Below are 16,612 nucleotides of genomic sequence, written 5' to 3' on the forward strand. Positions count from 1 at the left end.
GCCGGCGGTGGATCAGCGGAGAGCCCGGCGGTAGCATCCCAGGATGAAGCCTGAGGAACTGCCTGTCCACGATCAGTATGGCCGCCTGCTGGAGGACCGCGGAGTCTGGCGGCAGGCCACCACACTGGAAGCGGCCGGCGAACTGACTGCCCGGTGGCTGGAGGGCGGGAGTTCTTACCAGCCTGGACACTTTGCGCCGGGCTCCGACGACGAGACCAAACCCATCGCCACAGACTTGGCAGAGCTGAACCGTCACGGGTTGTTCACCAAGGAATCCCAGCCCGGCATCCGTAACGGGGCCGCGGCCCAACGGGAGTACGTCACCGGATTCTGCAGCGCCGCCACCGCCGGTGAACTGCTGGCGCTGTCCACCCGCACCGAACTGGTGACCGTGGCACATGCACCGGGCGAGGCAAGCAGTGCAGCCATCCCGGTAACCCTTGCCGGATCGGAAGTCACCACCGTGCTCGGCTCCAGCGAGAACCCCGTTGAGGAGGAACAGATCCGGGACTGGGCAGAGGAAACCAATGATGCCCTGGCCCTGCTCCTGGCCGACTCCTGGTACGTGGAAATCCTGGATCCGGTCTGGGGAAGGAACGGCGTACTGTTTCCGGCGGTCTTGCAGGCACTGAAAGGGGCGGAGCAGCCCTAGCCGCTCCGCCCCGTTCGCTTACCCGGCGCTCCCGGGAACTACAGCTCCACGGTGCCGCTTTCACCGACACTCATCCGGCTGTTGGTGACCTTTGCCTTCACCCACTGCAGCACCGTGGCGGCCGTGCCGCCGGGGCTGGTCCAGTACTCGGCAGAATCCGAATCGACGCGCAGCAGGCACACCTCGGGGGTATCCGGGCCATCAGGGAACCAGGCTTCAACCGCCTGGTTCCACAGTTCACGGATTTTTGCCCGGTCTGTGACCACTTCGGCGGTCCCGGCCACGGAAACCCATTCGGTCTTCCTGCCAAAGGCGACGTTCACGCGCGGATCAGCCCGGACATGCGCAACCTGGGAAGTGCCAAGGCCGGTGAAGAACCACATGTCGCCGTCGTCCTTTACCTCCTGGACGGCCAGCGGCCGGCTGACGAGGGCGCCTTCTTCGTTGATGGTGGTGACCATCCCGATCCTGGAATCGTTGATGATCTCAGTAACCTTGCTGATGCTCTGGGCGTCAGTCATGCCTCACCTCGTTCGTCGAAAGTCGGGGACGCTCCCCGCCGCCAGCCTATTAGTAAGCATGCTTATTTACCAGCCGGCGGCCACCGGCACCTTTGCCACCTCGGCGATGCGTGCAGCGGTAATCCGGCCCATGCGGACCGCGCCGTCCACGTGCTGGTAGCCCTCGGCAGCGAGGTCGGACGATGACCAGTAGATGGGGCCCACGGGTGCATGCTGGTCCTTGCCGTAACGGTGCAGTCCGCCCAGGTCGTAGCTGGCGGCGTAGGCGCCGCGGGTCCACTCCTCCGAGCCCCAGTCGGACTCGTAGTAGACCTCCGGCGCCAGGGCCTCGTCGCCAAGGTAGCCGGCGATCGATTTCAGGATGGCCTTCCGGCGCTCTTCGGCGCTGAGTTCGAAGACGGCGTCCGCCTTCTCATCCGACACGAAGCCCACCAGGGTGCCGCGCGGATCGCCGTGGTTGGTGTTGTCGTAGACCTCCTGGACCAGGGCGTCCGCCCCGAAGCAGGTGCCGGAGAGTCCCTTGTCCCGCCAGAAGGGCGTGCTGTAGACGGCGTGCACCTTGATCACCAGGCCCAGGGACTGGTGCTGGTGCATCTGGTGCTGGCGGCGCGGCAGCGGCGGGTTGAAGGAGACGCGGGAGTAGAGGTTCGGCGGTACGGCCATGATCACAAACCGGGCGTTGACCGTGGCCCGGTCGGATTCAACGGTGACCCGGTGGCCGCCGTCGGAATCCGGCTCCCAGTTGACGGTGCGCACCGGGGAGTTAAGGATTACGTCGTCACCCAGCTGCTGCGCCTGCAGCAGCGAGACCTGCTGCATTCCGCCCACCACGCGGCGGTCCAGGATGAAATCCTCGTCCGTCAGGTGGGTGAACGAACCTGCGGAGGCTGCCATCAGGACGGCCTGCAGGGCAGAGAAGGCGTGGGCCGGCTTGGTCAGCATGCCGCCGGCGATAAAGAGGCCAATGTTCTTGCACGCTTCCTCGTTGCCCGAGTTCTGCCGGAGCCAGTGATGGAAGGAAATGGTGTCCAGTTCACGCGCCTTGGGATGCGCCCAGGGCTCTGTGGGGCCGATTTCCGCCGCAAGGCCGTCCAGCAGGGCAACCAGACGGTCCATTTCGACGGCGGTGTCCGGATCCACCGGGAACGTGTCACCCGTATAGCGCACGGGTGCGCCGTCCGCGCCGATGTAGATGGACTCCCCTTCGCGGTAGCGCGGGTACGTTTCCAGGTTCAGCTCCTGGAGCAGGTCCAGGAGTACGGTCTGGTCCGGGGAAACCCACTGGCCGCCGATTTCGAGCATGGCACCGTCCACCGTGTCGGTCCAGGTGCGGCCGCCCACGCGGTCACGGGCCTCGAGCACGGCGACCGTGAGGCCGGCCTTTTTCAGTTCGCGGGCGGCGGTGAGTCCGGACGGCCCGGCTCCGACGACCACGACGTCGCGGTTCAGGTTCAGCATGATGTCCTCTCTGGGCCCCTTAGTGACGGGGACCACTAAATGAATGCCATTCATTTATGAGAACTATAGCGGGTGCCTGCCGGGAGGGGAAGTGCCGGGTGGAATAATGCAGGGGACATCGACGAAAGGGCAGCAATGCCGGCAGTATCAGCCGCACAGGGACGCTCCACCAGCAACGGCGGAGCACAAAGGAGGCGGGCAGGCAGGCCGTCTGCGGCCGTGCTGGCCAAGTCCGGAATTACCGAAGCCGCACTGGAACTGATCAGCCGCAAGGGATATGACGGGCTGACCATGGCCGCCCTGGCAAAGGTGCTGGACGTCGCTCCCTCCGCCCTCTACAACCATGTGGCATCAAAGCAGGACGTCCTGCTGCTGGTGGAGGACCATCTGATGTCCCTGGTGGACGTTACGGGTTTCGGCGGCGGGAGCTGGGAGGACGCCGTCCGGACCTGGGCGTGGAGCTACCGGGATGTCTTCGCCGAGCACACACCGCTGATTCCCGTGATCGCCGTCCTGCCCGTGACGGACGCGCCGCAGACCCTTGCCATGTACGAAACCGTGAGCAAGGGGTTCTTCGACGCCGGCTTCCCCCAGGAGCGCATCATCCCCGCCATCGTGGCGCTGGAGTCCTTCATCTTCGGCTCCGCTTACGACGTCACCGCTCCGGAGGACATTTTCGATTCCGGCTCCATGGCCGGCTCCACCCCCAACTTCTCCGCCGCGGTGCGCAGTTCGGCAGCCGGCCGGGAGCGTGGCCGGCCTGCCGACACCGCCTTCAGCCTGGGGCTTGATGCGCTGATCTCCGGGCTGGGGGCTCTGCGGACACAGGACGCCACATCCGGTTCATAGCGCTGGCCGCCGTGCCGCAAAAGCCCTGAATCAGGCTTCTCCGTCCACGGCCACCACGATCTTGCCCCGGGTATGGCCCTCCATGTTCAGGCGGAAAGCCTCCGCGGACTGAGCCAACGGAAGAACCTTGGCAACCTCTACCCTGATGTTGTTCCGGTCCACCAACCCGGCGAGCTCCTGCAGGTCTGCTCCCACCGGACTGACCCACATCCAGGTGCCGCCGTGCTCCTCCACTTCGCTGTCGGCGATGGATGCATGCCTGCCCCCTTCAGCCAGTACGGCCAGCGTCGCCTCAAGATTGCCTCCAGCGAAGTCGGCAACGACCTCCACGCCGGCGGGACGCAATGCACGAACACGCTCCACGAGTCCTTCCCCATAGGCAACCGGCTCGGCCCCCAAGGAGCGGAGGAATTCATGGTTCTTTTCGGAGGCCGTTGCAATGACCTTCGCACCCAGTGCCACCGCAATCTGGATGCCCAGCGACCCCACTCCACCGGCGCCACCGTGGATAAGGACAGTCTCACCGGACGCGAGGCCCAGGCGGTTCAGGACCTGGTAAGCAGTCAGTCCGGCCAGCGGAAGCCCCGCCGATTCGTTCCATCCCAGAGACTCGGGCTTGCGGGCCAGCAGCCGTTCCGGCAATGCGATGTACTCGGCAAAACTTCCGCCATGGACATAGTCTTTCCGGCCGTAGGCAATGACCTCGTCACCGGGCTGGAACGCCCGGGCGTCGATCCCCACCGACTCGACGACCCCCGCCACGTCCCATCCCGGGATCGCGGGAAACTGCAGGTCCATTGCCGCATCCAGGTAACCGGCCATGATCTTCCAGTCCACGGGGTTCACCGAGGCTGCCTTCACTTTGACCAGGACCATCCCCGGCCCCACCTTCGGCATCGGCCTCTCGGTCAATTCAAGGACGTCCGGGCTTCCGTATTCGCTGTAGGTAATTGCCTTCATGCCTGCGACAACGGCGCAGCGGTCCGCCACTATTCCTGCTCCGGCCCGGGAGTGTCGCACCACACCTCCGGCGGATGTACTTGTAATACAAGTCTGATACTTATATCCTAAGCAGGTGGGGCGAAGGAGCCCTATCCCGCCTCCAGGAGAACTTATGAGCACCGTTGATCTGATCCGGCACGTCAAACTGTCCACCGCCCGCCTTCCCCTCGCCGTTCCCATCAGCGACGCCAAGGTCTTCACCGGGCGGCAGAAGCCCATGACCGAGGTGGTCTTCCTGTTCGCGGAGATCACCACGGAGCTGGGCCACTCCGGCATCGGCTTCAGCTACTCCAAGCGCGCGGGCGGCCCGGCGCAGTACGCCCACGCCAAGGAAGTCGCCGAAGGCCTCATCGGCGAGGACCCCAACGACATCGCGAAGATCTACACCAAGCTCCTGTGGGCAGGTGCCTCGGTGGGCCGGTCCGGCGTCGCCACCCAGGCTCTCGCCGCCGTCGACATTGCTTTGTACGACCTCAAGGCCAAGCGCGCAGGCCTGCCGCTGGCGAAGTTCCTGGGCTCATACCGCGACTCCGTCCGGACGTACAACACCTCCGGCGGCTTCCTGAATGCCACCCTGGACGAAGTTAAGGCCCGGGCCACGCAGTCCGTCGAGGAAGGCATCGGTGGCATCAAAATCAAGGTTGGCCTTCCCGACAGCAAGGAAGACCTCCGCCGCGTGGCAGGGATCCGCGAACACATCGGCTGGGACGTGCCGCTCATGGTGGACGCAAACCAGCAATGGGACCGTGCCACCGCCTTGCGGATGGGCCGCCGCCTCGAGGAATTCGACCTGGTCTGGATCGAGGAGCCCTTGGACGCCTACGACTTCGAAGGCCATGCCCATCTGGCACAGGTCCTGGACACGCCCATTGCCACCGGCGAGATGCTGGCGTCCGTGGCCGAGCACAAGGGCTTGATCACCGCCAATGGCTGCGACATCATCCAGCCCGACGCCCCGCGCGTGGGCGGCATCACCCAGTTCCTGCGCCTCGCCGCCCTCGCAGACGAACGCGGGCTGGGCCTGGCACCGCACTTCGCCATGGAAATCCACCTCCACCTCGCGGCGGCCTACCCCCGTGAACCCTGGGTGGAGCACTTCGACTGGCTGGACCCGCTGTTCAATGAACGGCTGGAAACCAAAGACGGCCGCATGATCGTTCCGGACCGCCCGGGCCTTGGCATCACGCTCAGCGATCAGGCCCGTGCCTGGACCACCGAGCGCGTAGAGTTCGGCGCGTAATCTTGAGCCATGAGCCGGAACCTCACCGCGGACCTTGCCGCTGACCTTCGCAACCGCATCGTCGACGGCGTGATCCAGCCGGGCGAGAAGCTGCCCAGCGAGAACACGCTCATCAACGACTTTGGCGTCAGCCGCACGGTCGTCCGTGCCGCCCTCACCCGGCTCCAGGCCGAAGGGCTTGTCGAAACCGAGCGGGGGCGGGGAAGCTTCGCCCTCACTCCCCCCACCGACGTACCCCCGGCAGTGCCGGGTGGCCGCCCGGTGGCCACCACGGAGGACCGGCTGCACCTGCTGGCATTCCGGATGGGAGTGGAGGCCGAAGCCGCCGCACTGGCGGCGCGGAACCGCACGGACCGCCAGTTGCGGGCCGTCAGCGCCGCACTGGAATCCTTCACCGAAAGCGCAGGCCACCCTGCCCACGCCATGAAGTCGGATTTCGAGTTCCACCGCGCTGTGGCGGCGGCATCCGGCAACCCCTATTACTCAGATTGCCTGGCGGCGCTGGGGCAAACCATGATCGCCATGCCGCGAACCCGCCTGATGACCGGCGTCGAACACTACGCCCGGGACCATTTCGACCAGGTGGTGCTGGAGCACCGGTCCATCCGGGACGCCATCGCAGATGGTGACGAGGCTGCGGCCGCGGCAGCCATGCGCTGCCACCTGGCAAACTCACGACGCCGGTTCAAGGCGTCGGCGCGCCCGTCCAGTCAGGAGGACGCAGCCAGGACCACCGGGTCCTAAGCCTGTTCGCGGATCCAGGCCCTCGAGGGCCGGATCTGCGAACAAGCCCCTGACGTTTCCAGACCCCAGCCCGGTGTTAAATAGGTAAGGGCCCCAATCGTGTAATTGGGGCCCTTACCATTTGCGTGCGCGAGGGGGGATTTGAACCCCCACGCCCTTTCGGACACTGGCACCTGAAGCCAGCGCGTCTGCCGTTCCGCCACTCGCGCGCAACTTCTTCCACTCAGCCGGTCCGGTTTCCCGTTTCCGCGCCTCGTAAAAGCAGCGAGATCAAGCATAACGGACAGATGCCGCAAATTACCAATTGGCCGCCGGCACCCCTTCCCCATGCCCTTGAAGGCGGCATAACAGAGGGGCCTCACCGGCCGGAGACGGATGGCCGGAGCCGCCACCGGTTTGCGCGGGTGGGGGCCGGACCAGTCACGGATCTGAACTTTTGCCGGCGCCCGGCCGTTGTGGATTAAGGTCATTCGCAGGGGTGCCCAGTAGTATCGGATGTAGGAGTGGCCGCTGCCGGCGGGCACGCCGCGCAGTGCCGGACCGCCCTGCAGGTGCTGGTCAGCAACAACTACTGCCCCGGAACCGGGGGGAAAGGAGAAGAACCATGGGTCTGCTGGACAAGGTTGAACGTGGCATTGAAAAGGCCGTCCGCGGTGTCTTCTCCACCGGTTCCAAGGCCCAGGTCGAACCTGTGGAGATCGCCAGCAGGCTCCGCCGCGAGGTGGACCATAAAGCGATCACCATTGCGGCCGGACGTACGCTGGTGCCCAACGTCTTCGACGTCCAGCTCAGCGATGAGGACTTCGGACGCGCACAGGAGTGGGGCACGCCGCTGGCCGAAGAACTCTGCGACGTGGTCATCAACCACGTCCGGAGCCAGGGCTACACCCTCCAGGGGCCCGTCCGGATCTCCTTCCGCCGCGAAACGGCACTCCGCCCCGGTGATTTCGAAATTGCCTCCTCCACCGAAAAGTCCCAAGGCTCCGGCGGCGCCACGCCGCCCCGGCCGAACGTGCCGGCAGCTCCCAGCCGGCCGCCCGTGAGGCTGCAGCCTGTGCTGGACATCGAGGGCCAGCGTTATTCGCTGAACGCCCCGTCCATCGTCCTGGGCAGGTCGTCCGAGGCAGACATCCACATTGATGACACAGGCGTATCGCGGCGCCACCTGGAAATCCGAACGGCCAACGGCGCCACCAGCGCCGTGGACCTGGGATCCACCAACGGCAGCTACGTCAACGGGCAGAAGGTCTCCGGAAGCATCGAACTCACAGACGGCTCCACCATCACGATGGGACGGACAAAGATCATCTTCCGCCTGCTTCCTGCCAACCCGGGTGGCCACGCATGAGCGACCTGACCATCACCGCGCTGCGGTTCGGCTTCCTGCTGCTCCTCTGGGTACTCATCTTCAGCATCGTCTCCGCCATGCGCCGGGACCTCATGTTGGGCCGGAAGGCCGCATCCGGCGTGCCCACCGCCCGCCAGGTCCGCCGGAACCCGGAACTTGCCGAGACCCCGCAGCCCGTAAAGCAGCAGGCCCGGCAACTGGTGGTGGTCGAAGGCCCGCTCAAGGGCAGGACCCTGCCCCTGGCGGCCAGCCCCATCCTGCTGGGCCGCGCCCAGGAAGCCACCCTGGTGCTGGAAGATGACTACGCTTCCGGCCGCCACGCCCGGCTCTTCCCGCAGGGCAGCCGTTGGTTCATCGAAGACCTTGGCTCCACCAACGGAACCTACCTGGGAGACCAGCAACTGACCCGTGCCCTGCCCGTGGAGCCAGGGGTCCCCGTGAGAATCGGCAAGACGGTCATTGAATTGAGGCCGTGACCGTGGCCGAGGCTGAAAACCCCGCAACCGGCTCCAGCCCGGCGCAGCGGCCCCTCATCATGCGCTTCGCGGCGCGGTCCGACGTCGGCCGGATCCGTTCGAAGAATGACGATTCCGCCTACGCGGGCCGTCACCTCGCCGTCGTCGCCGACGGCATGGGCGGCCACGCGGGCGGTGACGTTGCCTCAGCCGCGACCGTCCTGGACATGATCCACCTGGACAGCCCCGACCACGGCGATGAGGCCGGGACGATCCTTGCCGACGAAATCCAGACCGCCAACTCACTGCTCTCCGAACTGGTGCACATCAACCCCAAGCTGGCCGGCATGGGCACCACCGTGACGGCCCTCCTGCTGGCAGACGGCAAACTGCACTTCGCGCACATCGGCGACTCCCGGGCCTACCGGCTCCGCGACGGCGAATTCAAGCAGGTCAGCGTGGACCACACCTTCGTCCAGCGGCTCATCGACGAAGGCCGGCTCAGGCCTGAGGAAGCGGAAACGCACCCGCACAAGAATGTCCTCATGCGGGTCCTGGGCGACGTCGATGCCAGCCCCGAACTCGATCTGGACACCCTGGACGCCCGTCCCGGCGACCGGTGGCTGCTGTGCTCCGACGGGCTGAACTACGTCGCCGCGCACGCCGTGGAGCGGACGGTCCGGGAAACCCACAACCTGCACGAATGCGCTGACACCCTCGTTGAACTGACTCTTGAGGCCGGTTCGCCGGATAACGTCACCGTGGTCATGGTGGACATCGTGGAGGAAACGCCCGACGACGTCAGCACGGCCGCCGTCGAAATCGTTCCGCCGGTGCAGGGCGGCAGGTCCGCTGCCGCGGCAGCTGGCGGGCAAGGCGCCACCGCCGCGTCCCCTGTTCCGGCCGGCGGGACGGAACCGGCAAAGTCCGGTTCAGCCACTGACGATGCCGGGCAGGAACGGGCGCCCGAAAAGAAGACGGCCGTCGGCGGCACCAGGGATCCGGAGGCCGGCTCCTCCGAGGCCGGCAGTACAGACCCCCACCTGGGCGAACATCTTTCCGCTGAAGTCCTCCGCGAAGAACTTGCCTCCCGCCCGCATGAACTGGTGGGTGCTGCCGCTGCCGCCGCCGAATCGGGCTCCATCCCCACCGTGGCCGGACGTACCGTGGCACGGCGGGCAGCCACGCTCCTCACCCATAAGGCAGAACCGGCCGTCGATCCCGAGGACACTTTGCCGACGCTGCGTCCGCGCCGCTGGGTGGCCTGGTCCGTTGCAGCCGCCGTGCTGGTTGTCGTTGCCGTCGGCCTGTGGCTGGGGTACGCCTGGACCCAGACCCGCTACTACGTCGGCGAATTCGATTCCCGGGTGGCCATCTACAACGGGGTCTCCCAACGGTTGGGACCTATCCAGCTGTCCTCCCTTGAGGCTGTGACGGATATCCGCATGGACTCGCTCCCGCCGTTCTCGCAGCAACGGGTCCGCCAGACCGTGCCCGCCAATGACCTCTATGACGCGCAGCGGATCGTCAAGAACCTGGAGCTCACGGGAACAACCTCCCCCGAGGAGGAGTGCCCCAGGCCATCTGCCTCCGCCACTGCGCCTGCCCCGTCGGCAAGCACAGGCACGTCGGCAGGTGCAGCGCCGCCCGCCAGCGCAGCCGCCCCGCCGCCCGCACCGGATACCGCCGCGCCCGCACCCTCCGCGGCTTCTCCGTCCCCCACTCCGACTATCACCTGCGAGGCGGCCAAATGAGCCAGGTAAGCACTTTGCCCAAGCCCCGCCGCAACGTTGAACTTGCCCTCCTGCTCCTGGCCCTTGCCGTTGGCATCGGCGCCAACATGATGGTGGGCGTGGACCAGGAGAAGGCCTTCGATTCCGACTTTTGGTTCCAGTCCAGCCTGCTGGCAGCGGCAGCCCTGGCCTTCCACGGTGTCCTGCGCTTCCGCGCAAAGTATGCCGATCCGGTAATACTTCCGATTGTCGTCGCCCTTAACGGCTTGGGTCTTGCGATGATCCACCGCCTGGATGCTCCGGGCGAGGACACGGGAAACAACCAGCTCCGGTGGACCCTCATCGCCATGGCGGTGGCCATCGCCGTCGTGTTCTTCCTGAAGGACCACCGCATCCTGCGCCGGTTCACCTTCATTTCCCTGGCTGCGTCCGCCCTGCTGCTGATCCTGCCCCTGGTCCCGGGAATCAGCGCCGGCGAAATCCTCGGCGCACGGGTGTGGATCAGGTTTGGCCCCATGACGTTCCAGCCGGGCGAAGTAGCCAAGATTACGCTCGCCATATTCTTCGCCGGGTATCTTTCCTCCAACCGTGACCTCATCCTGCTGGCAGGCCGCAAGATCGGCCCCCTGCAGTTTCCCCGGTTCAAGGACATGGGTCCCATGATCACCGCGTGGCTGGTCAGCATCGGTGTCCTGATCTTCCAGCGGGACCTTGGTTCTTCCCTGCTCTTCTTCGGGCTGTTCATCGTCATGATCTACGTGGCAACCAGCCGCATCAGCTGGGTGGTGATTGGACTGGCGCTGATCCTCGGCGGCGGTTTCGTGGCCGCCCAGGTGTTCTCCCACGTCCAGCAGCGCGTCTACGGCTGGCTCAACGCCTTCTCCCCCGATGTCTACGAGAACGGCAGCCGGCAGGTCATCGAGGGCCTGTTCGGCATGGCCAACGGCGGCCTGGTGGGCACCGGCCTTGGCCAGGGCCGCCCGGACCTGGTCCCGTTCGCCAACAGCGACATGATCATCGCCTCCCTGGGCGAGGAACTGGGCCTCATCGGCCTGTTCGCCGTCGTCCTGCTGTACCTGCTGCTGATCACCCGCGGATTCCGCGCCGCCCTGGGCACACGGGACGCGTTCGGAAAGCTGCTCGCCTGCGGCCTTTCCTTCGCGGTGGCGCTTCAGTGCTTCGTGGTCATCGGCGGGGTCACCCGGCTCATTCCACTGACCGGGCTTACCACGCCGTTCCTGGCGGCCGGCGGTTCGTCCCTTCTGGCCAACTGGATCATTGTGGGACTGCTCCTGATGATCTCGCATGCGGCCCGCGGGCCGGTGGACACTACACCGTTGCCGCCGGCCGGGACGGCAGCGGCAACAGGCATTGACACTCCAACCGAGGCGGTGAAGCAGGCATGAACCAGGCAATCCGGCATTCATGGGTAGCCGCAGTGGCCATGTTTGCACTGCTGTTCGGGGCCATCAGCTACGTGCAGGTGGTAGGCGCCGACGACCTCAAGACCAACCCCCTGAACCAGCGTGCCATCCTGCAGAACTACTGCAACGACCGCGGCGCCATCATCGTTGGGGGCACCCCCGTTGCCGAGTCGGTGGAAACCGGTTCGGAGACCTGCAAGTTCCAGCGCACCTACCCGCAGCCGGAACTGTATGCGGGAATCACCGGCTACTTCTCGAAGAACTATGGCGCCACCGGCCTGGAACAGGCCATGGGCGCCGAACTGGCCGGGAACTCGGACCAGCTCTTCCTTGACCGGGTGGGCCAGCTCTTCCTGGGCAACCAGCCCAAGGGCGCGTCCGTGGAACTCACCATCGACCCCCAGATTCAGAAGCTTGCCTACAGCCTGATCCCGGACGGACAGCGCGGCTCGATTGTGGTGACCAACCCCAAGACCGGCGCCATCCTGGCCATGGTGTCCAAGCCGTCCTACAACCCCAACGTGGTGGCCACCCAGGACGCTGCCGCGGAGCGCGCCGGCATGAACGAGCTGGTCAAGGTTCCGGGCATCAACCTGAACCAGAACGTCAGCGGCCCCACCGGGGAGCTGCTCGCACCGGGATCGGTCTTCAAGCTCGTGGACACCGCGGCGGCGCTTGCCTCCGGCAAGTACAACAAGGACAGTGTCCTCCCCAACCCGGCGGAGATGCCCTTTGACGGCATCCAGTACAAACTGCCCAACTACGCGGGCGGCAACTGCTACACCAGGGACACCGCCAGCTTCGCCTTCGCGCTGCAGCAGTCCTGCAATACCCCCTTCGCCAGCATTGCCCTGGATCTTGGCCGCGACGCCATCGCCGACCAGGCCAAGAAGTTCGGCTTCGGCGAGGACGTCGGCGGCCAGCTGAAGCTGGGCCACGCGCTGGGCAATGGTTTCCCCGGAAACCTGGACGCACCCGGCCTTGCCCAGTCGGCAATCGGACAGAAGGATGTCCGCGCCACGCCGCTGCAGATCAACATGATGACCTCCGCCATCGCCAACGGCGGCAAGCAGATGCAGCCCAACCTCATCAAGACCCTGCGCTCCCCGGACCTTCGTGTCATCGACGAACCGCAGCCGCAGCAACTGCGCACCTCCACCACCCCGCAGATCGCCAGCCAGATCACCGAGTGGATGGCAAGCGCAGTCAGCGAGGGCATTGCCAAGGGCGCAGCGGTCCCCGGCGTCCAGGTGGCCGGCAAGACAGGAACCGCAGAGCTCGGGAACGGAACCAATAACTCCTGGTTCACCGGCTTCGCGCCCGCAAACAATCCGCAGGTGAGTGTCACGATCGTCATGGAGGGCGTGAACATCACCACCGGCGCACAGCTGACCAGTCCTAACGCGAAGAAGATTTTTGAGGCGGTGTTGAATAAGTGAGGCCTACAACCGGAATCACCCTCGGCGGCAGATTCCAGCTGACCACGCGGATTGCGATCGGCGGCATGGGGGAAGTCTGGAAAGCCAAAGACCTCGTCCTGGGCCGCATCGTCGCCATCAAGGTGCTGAAGGAGGAGTACACGGGGGACCCCGGATTCCTCCAGCGCTTCCGTGCGGAGGCCCGCCACACTGCCCTGCTGAACCATGTGGGGATCGCCAACGTCTTTGACTACGGCGAAGAAGAAGGCTCGGCCTACCTGGTCATGGAACTGGTCCCGGGCCAGCCCCTGAGCAGCATCATCGAGCACGAACAAGTGCTGTCGCCGGACCGCACGCTGTCCATCATTGCGCAGACCGCCCGCGCCCTGGCCGTCGCCCACGCCCAGGGCCTGGTCCACCGCGACGTCAAGCCCGGCAACCTCCTGATCACCCCGGACGGACGGGTCAAAGTCACGGACTTCGGCATCGCCCGACTCGCCGACCAGGTGCCCCTCACGCAGACCGGCCAGGTCATGGGAACGGCGCAGTACCTGGCACCCGAGCAGGCGACCGGCCAGACCGCCACGGGATCCTCGGACATCTACTCGCTCGGCGTTATCGGCTACGAGTGCCTCAGCGGGCACCGTCCTTTCTCCGGCGAATCGCAGATCGCCATTGCCCTGGCCCAGGTGAACGACGCTCCGCCGCCTCTTTCGGAGACCTTGCCGGCCCCGGTCCGGGCCCTCCTGATGTCAATGCTGGCCAAGGACCCCAAGGACCGTCCCGCCAACGCCATCAAGCTGGCCGAGGCTGCGGAGGCCATCCGCAACGGCGACATCAGCGCAGCACGCGCCGCCGTTCCCGGCATGCTTCTTTTCGACGCCGACACAGGGCCCATCACGGCCCCCGTTGACACTGCCACTGCCCCCACCGGAGTCATTGGCGCCCAGCATGACTCCACTCCGGCTGCCACATCAGCCCTTCCAGTGCTGGGTGCCGGCGCGGCGGGCGCCGCGGCCGGGCTGGCTGCGGGCGCCGCGGGCGCTTCCGCCGACGGGGATGTTCCCAAGGGGCCACTGGCCCGGGCCGATGCGCTGGCTGCCGAGCGGAACTGGGACCAGGAGGAGGAAACGTACGACGACGGTCCCTCCGATGAGCCCCGGCGCAAGGGACGCAGTCCATGGACCTGGCCCCTGGTCGCCCTGATCCTGCTGCTCCTGTTTGCGCTGGTGGGTTTCCTGCTGAACCAAATGGGGCTCTTCTCGCCCTCCGGCAACCCGACATCCGGCATCACCACCAGCAGCGCGCCGCCGTCGTCGGCAACGCCCACGCGGACCACTGCGTCAGCCACGCCGACGCAGACGCGCAGCACACCGACGCCGACGCCTACGTCCGAGCCCACCCAGGACACTGTCAACGTGATCCCGGCCGCCTACCTCGGCAAGGACTACCGCCAGGTCCAGACTGCCCTTGCCAACCTGGGACTCCAGGTGACGGTCCTGCCGCAGGAGAGCCGGACGGCCGCCCCCGGCACCGTCCTGGAGCTCAATCCGACCGGCGTGGTGCCCAAGGGTTCGCTGATTACCGTCATCTACGCGACCGCTCCATCGCCCGCGCCCACGACGGCGGCACCCACGCCTGCTCCCACCACGTCCTCACCCGTGGCGGGCCCCACGCCCCTCTCGCCCCTGCCAACCTGTGCGGCCGGCCAGACGCCCGGAACGCCTGCGACCTGCACGCCGTAAACGTCGGGACCACCAGTGAATGAGTCACCACGCACACCGTTGCACCGGGAGGACAGCCTGCCGGTGGACAACCGGCGTGTCCTGAGCGGCCGCTACGAACTGGGCAGCCTCATTGGCCGGGGCGGCATGGCGGATGTCTACCGGGGAACCGACACCCGCCTGGGCAGGACTGTTGCCATCAAACTGCTCAGGCCGGATATGGCCCGCGACCCGCAGTTCCAGGCACGGTTCAAGCGTGAGGCACAGGCGGTGGCGGCCCTGAACCACCCCTCGATCGTGGCCATCTTCGATACCGGTGAACACCTGGTCCACGACGGCACCGGCGAGGACGTCCGCGTGCCCTATATCGTGATGGAGTACGTCGAGGGAAAGACCCTGCGCGATCTGATCCGCGCCCATGAGGTCAGCATCGACCAGGCCATCGAGTACTGCCTGGGGGTCCTGGGCGCCCTGGAATACAGCCACAAAACCGGAATCGTGCACCGGGACATCAAGCCCGCCAATGTGATGTATTGCCCGGGCAGCAATTCCGTCAAGGTGATGGACTTCGGCATTGCCCGCGCGATTGCCGATTCCTCCGCCACCATGACCCAGACCCAGGCAGTGGTGGGAACAGCGCAGTACCTGTCACCGGAACAGGCCCGGGGCGAAACCGTCGACGCCCGCAGTGACCTTTATTCCGCCGCATGCCTGCTCTACGAAATGCTGACCTCGCGCCCTCCGTTCGTCGGGGACAGCCCGGTGTCCGTGGCTTACCAGCACGTGCGGGAAATTCCGGAGCCCGCCAGCAGCCTGAATCCGGATGTGTCACCGGCCCTGGACACCGTACTGGCCAAGGCCCTGCAAAAGAACCGGGCCGACAGGTTCCAGGATGCCGCAGCCTTCCGGCGCGCCCTGAGGGCGGCAAAGGCCGGGGTCCCTGTCCCTGCCGTGCCTGTGTCCGAGGCGCCCACCGATCCCAACGACCACGTTCCCGAAGCGTCCCCGCCAACGGAGGCGTTCGCCGCATCGGGGACCAACTTCCTTGATGACGCGCCCACCGGCCGCCTGGCAGCCCCCTCCCTCCATGACGACGGAGCAGCAGGTCCGCTGGAACTTGCGGATGAGCAGGAGATGGACGGGTACAGGCCGGGCGGATACAGGGCAGACGATTACGGGTCGGCTGCGCCGCTCCCGCTTGGCTTCCCTCCGGAACGTGAGCGGACCACCCGGCAAAAGTCCCGCCGTCGTGCGTGGATCGCCACCCTGGTGATCTTCACCCTGCTGGTACTGGCAGGCGGTGGCCTGTGGCTCTACCAAACGGTCAACCGCCCAGCCCCCGCTGCACCCAAAGTGTCAATCCCCTCGGTGGCGTCGATGACGGAGACCGCGGCGCTTCAGGCACTGTACAACGCCGGCCTGCGCCCCAGGATCGCGCGGGCGGTGAATGACACAGTGCCCAAGGGAACCGCCATTGGGACTGATCCCGCGGCGGGCGGGTCACTGGAGCCGGGGGCGGAGGTCATCCTCAACATCTCCGAGGGCCCCAGTTCGGTTAAGGTCCCGGACAGCATCCCCGGCAAGACCGAGGCAGCCGCCCGGGATATCCTGCGGCAGGTGGGACTGGTGGGCGCGCCGTCAACCAGCACGGCCAACAGCGCCACCGTTCCGGCAGGAATAGTGATCACCTCCAATCCGGCGCCCGGGCAAAGCGTTGGCGTCGGCACCAGCGTGGAACTCATCGTTTCCACGGGCAAGGTGGTTGTCCCCGAACTGCGCGGCCTGGCCCGTGATGAGGCCGAGGCGGCCCTGAAGGGGCTTGGCCTGGTGCCGTCGGTGATGGAGGCGGAGAATTCCCAGGTAGAGCCGGGCAAGGTGACGGACCAGAGCGACCCCGCCAACGCCGCCGTCGACCAGGGAAAGACCATCGGCATCGTTGTGGCCAAGGCTCCGCCCCCACCGGCTCCGACCGAAACGGCGACGCCGACGCCCACTCCCACTCCCACGCCGAAGCCCACCAGGAAGGGCTGACGTCCTCCCTGGA

At 66.3% G+C, this 16,612-nt stretch carries 14 protein-coding genes and 1 tRNA gene; 11 read left to right on the forward strand and 4 right to left on the reverse strand.

Going from position 1 to position 16,612, the window contains the following annotated elements:
* Positions 1-43: 43 nt before the first annotated feature.
* Entirely contained in the window at positions 44-652 is a 609-nt protein-coding gene (locus tag AC6JAM_RS08585) for a DUF6919 domain-containing protein (protein ID WP_018769909.1), read from the forward strand.
* A 38-nt stretch (positions 653-690) separates the two neighbouring features.
* Here the strand turns inward: AC6JAM_RS08585 and AC6JAM_RS08590 are convergent, their stop codons facing one another.
* Both AC6JAM_RS08590 and AC6JAM_RS08595 read right to left on the reverse strand, forming a co-directional pair.
* Complete coding sequence (locus AC6JAM_RS08590) at positions 691-1,173, reverse strand: pyridoxamine 5'-phosphate oxidase family protein (RefSeq protein WP_018769908.1); 483 nt, start codon at positions 1,171-1,173, stop codon at positions 691-693.
* 66 nt (positions 1,174-1,239) lie between these two features.
* The gene (locus tag AC6JAM_RS08595) at positions 1,240-2,631 is read right to left on the reverse strand and encodes a flavin monoamine oxidase family protein (RefSeq protein ID WP_488315372.1); all 1,392 of its coding nucleotides are present in this window, start codon (positions 2,629-2,631) and stop codon (positions 1,240-1,242) included.
* Between the two features lie 135 nt (positions 2,632-2,766).
* Between AC6JAM_RS08595 and AC6JAM_RS08600 the strand changes: the two genes are divergently transcribed.
* On the forward strand, positions 2,767-3,480 hold the full coding sequence (locus tag AC6JAM_RS08600; RefSeq protein WP_497934491.1) for a TetR/AcrR family transcriptional regulator: 714 nt from the start codon (positions 2,767-2,769) through the stop codon (positions 3,478-3,480).
* Positions 3,481-3,510: 30 nt separating this feature from the next.
* On the opposite strand, the gene AC6JAM_RS08605 is transcribed toward AC6JAM_RS08600, so the two are convergent.
* Positions 3,511-4,440: an NADP-dependent oxidoreductase gene (locus AC6JAM_RS08605; RefSeq protein WP_043425038.1), complete on the reverse strand. Its 930-nt coding sequence runs from the start codon at positions 4,438-4,440 to the stop codon at positions 3,511-3,513.
* A 154-nt stretch (positions 4,441-4,594) separates the two neighbouring features.
* Here AC6JAM_RS08605 and AC6JAM_RS08610 point away from each other — a divergent pair, with 154 nt between their 5' ends.
* Both AC6JAM_RS08610 and AC6JAM_RS08615 read left to right on the forward strand, forming a co-directional pair.
* The gene (locus AC6JAM_RS08610) at positions 4,595-5,722 is read left to right on the forward strand and encodes an L-talarate/galactarate dehydratase (RefSeq protein ID WP_018769904.1); all 1,128 of its coding nucleotides are present in this window, start codon (positions 4,595-4,597) and stop codon (positions 5,720-5,722) included.
* 9 nt (positions 5,723-5,731) lie between these two features.
* A complete protein-coding gene (locus tag AC6JAM_RS08615) occupies positions 5,732-6,466 on the forward strand; it encodes a FadR/GntR family transcriptional regulator (RefSeq protein WP_497934492.1) in 735 nt (244 codons plus the stop codon).
* A gap of 126 nt (positions 6,467-6,592) precedes the next feature.
* Here AC6JAM_RS08615 and AC6JAM_RS08620 read toward each other — a convergent pair.
* Positions 6,593-6,675: transfer RNA gene (locus AC6JAM_RS08620), tRNA-Leu, on the reverse strand.
* Between the two features lie 395 nt (positions 6,676-7,070).
* On the opposite strand from AC6JAM_RS08620, the gene AC6JAM_RS08625 reads away from it, so the two are divergent.
* The 7 genes from AC6JAM_RS08625 to pknB are packed head-to-tail and all read left to right on the forward strand — an operon-like array spanning position 7,071 to position 16,599.
* On the forward strand, positions 7,071-7,814 hold the full coding sequence (locus AC6JAM_RS08625) for an FHA domain-containing protein (RefSeq protein WP_018769902.1): 744 nt from the start codon (positions 7,071-7,073) through the stop codon (positions 7,812-7,814).
* Positions 7,811-8,290 carry an FHA domain-containing protein FhaB/FipA gene (locus AC6JAM_RS08630; RefSeq protein WP_018769901.1) on the forward strand — a complete coding sequence of 160 codons (480 nt, stop codon included), beginning with the start codon at positions 7,811-7,813 and terminating at the stop codon, positions 8,288-8,290. Before AC6JAM_RS08625 ends, AC6JAM_RS08630 begins: the two co-directional genes overlap by 4 nt.
* A 2-nt stretch (positions 8,291-8,292) precedes the next feature.
* Positions 8,293-10,023 carry a PP2C family protein-serine/threonine phosphatase gene (locus tag AC6JAM_RS08635; RefSeq protein WP_497935944.1) on the forward strand — a complete coding sequence of 577 codons (1,731 nt, stop codon included), beginning with the start codon at positions 8,293-8,295 and terminating at the stop codon, positions 10,021-10,023.
* Complete coding sequence (locus AC6JAM_RS08640) at positions 10,020-11,408, forward strand: FtsW/RodA/SpoVE family cell cycle protein (protein ID WP_056392309.1); 1,389 nt, start codon at positions 10,020-10,022, stop codon at positions 11,406-11,408. Before AC6JAM_RS08635 ends, AC6JAM_RS08640 begins: the two co-directional genes overlap by 4 nt.
* Entirely contained in the window at positions 11,405-12,865 is a 1,461-nt protein-coding gene (locus AC6JAM_RS08645) for a peptidoglycan D,D-transpeptidase FtsI family protein (RefSeq protein WP_056392311.1), read from the forward strand. The genes AC6JAM_RS08640 and AC6JAM_RS08645 overlap by 4 nt, the downstream gene beginning before the upstream one ends.
* The gene (locus AC6JAM_RS08650; RefSeq protein WP_056392312.1) at positions 12,862-14,589 is read left to right on the forward strand and encodes a protein kinase domain-containing protein; all 1,728 of its coding nucleotides are present in this window, start codon (positions 12,862-12,864) and stop codon (positions 14,587-14,589) included. Before AC6JAM_RS08645 ends, AC6JAM_RS08650 begins: the two co-directional genes overlap by 4 nt.
* 15 nt (positions 14,590-14,604) lie before the next feature.
* Positions 14,605-16,599 (forward strand): Stk1 family PASTA domain-containing Ser/Thr kinase, encoded by a 1,995-nt coding sequence (gene pknB, locus AC6JAM_RS08655; RefSeq protein ID WP_497934494.1) that lies wholly within the window; start codon positions 14,605-14,607, stop codon positions 16,597-16,599.
* Positions 16,600-16,612 lie beyond the last annotated feature (13 nt).

Source organism: Arthrobacter sp. GmRoot5-12 (genome assembly GCF_059739365.1).

Coding starts and splice junctions, on each gene's coding strand:
- AC6JAM_RS08585 (WP_018769909.1), top strand. CDS start 44: ATGAAGCCTGAGGAACTGCCTGTCCACGATCAGTATGGCCGCCTGCTG.
- AC6JAM_RS08590 (WP_018769908.1), bottom strand. CDS start 1,173: ATGACTGACGCCCAGAGCATCAGCAAGGTTACTGAGATCATCAACGAT.
- AC6JAM_RS08595 (WP_488315372.1), bottom strand. CDS start 2,631: ATGCTGAACCTGAACCGCGACGTCGTGGTCGTCGGAGCCGGGCCGTCC.
- AC6JAM_RS08600 (WP_497934491.1), top strand. CDS start 2,767: ATGCCGGCAGTATCAGCCGCACAGGGACGCTCCACCAGCAACGGCGGA.
- AC6JAM_RS08605 (WP_043425038.1), bottom strand. CDS start 4,440: ATGAAGGCAATTACCTACAGCGAATACGGAAGCCCGGACGTCCTTGAA.
- AC6JAM_RS08610 (WP_018769904.1), top strand. CDS start 4,595: ATGAGCACCGTTGATCTGATCCGGCACGTCAAACTGTCCACCGCCCGC.
- AC6JAM_RS08615 (WP_497934492.1), top strand. CDS start 5,732: ATGAGCCGGAACCTCACCGCGGACCTTGCCGCTGACCTTCGCAACCGC.
- AC6JAM_RS08625 (WP_018769902.1), top strand. CDS start 7,071: ATGGGTCTGCTGGACAAGGTTGAACGTGGCATTGAAAAGGCCGTCCGC.
- AC6JAM_RS08630 (WP_018769901.1), top strand. CDS start 7,811: ATGAGCGACCTGACCATCACCGCGCTGCGGTTCGGCTTCCTGCTGCTC.
- AC6JAM_RS08640 (WP_056392309.1), top strand. CDS start 10,020: ATGAGCCAGGTAAGCACTTTGCCCAAGCCCCGCCGCAACGTTGAACTT.
- AC6JAM_RS08645 (WP_056392311.1), top strand. CDS start 11,405: ATGAACCAGGCAATCCGGCATTCATGGGTAGCCGCAGTGGCCATGTTT.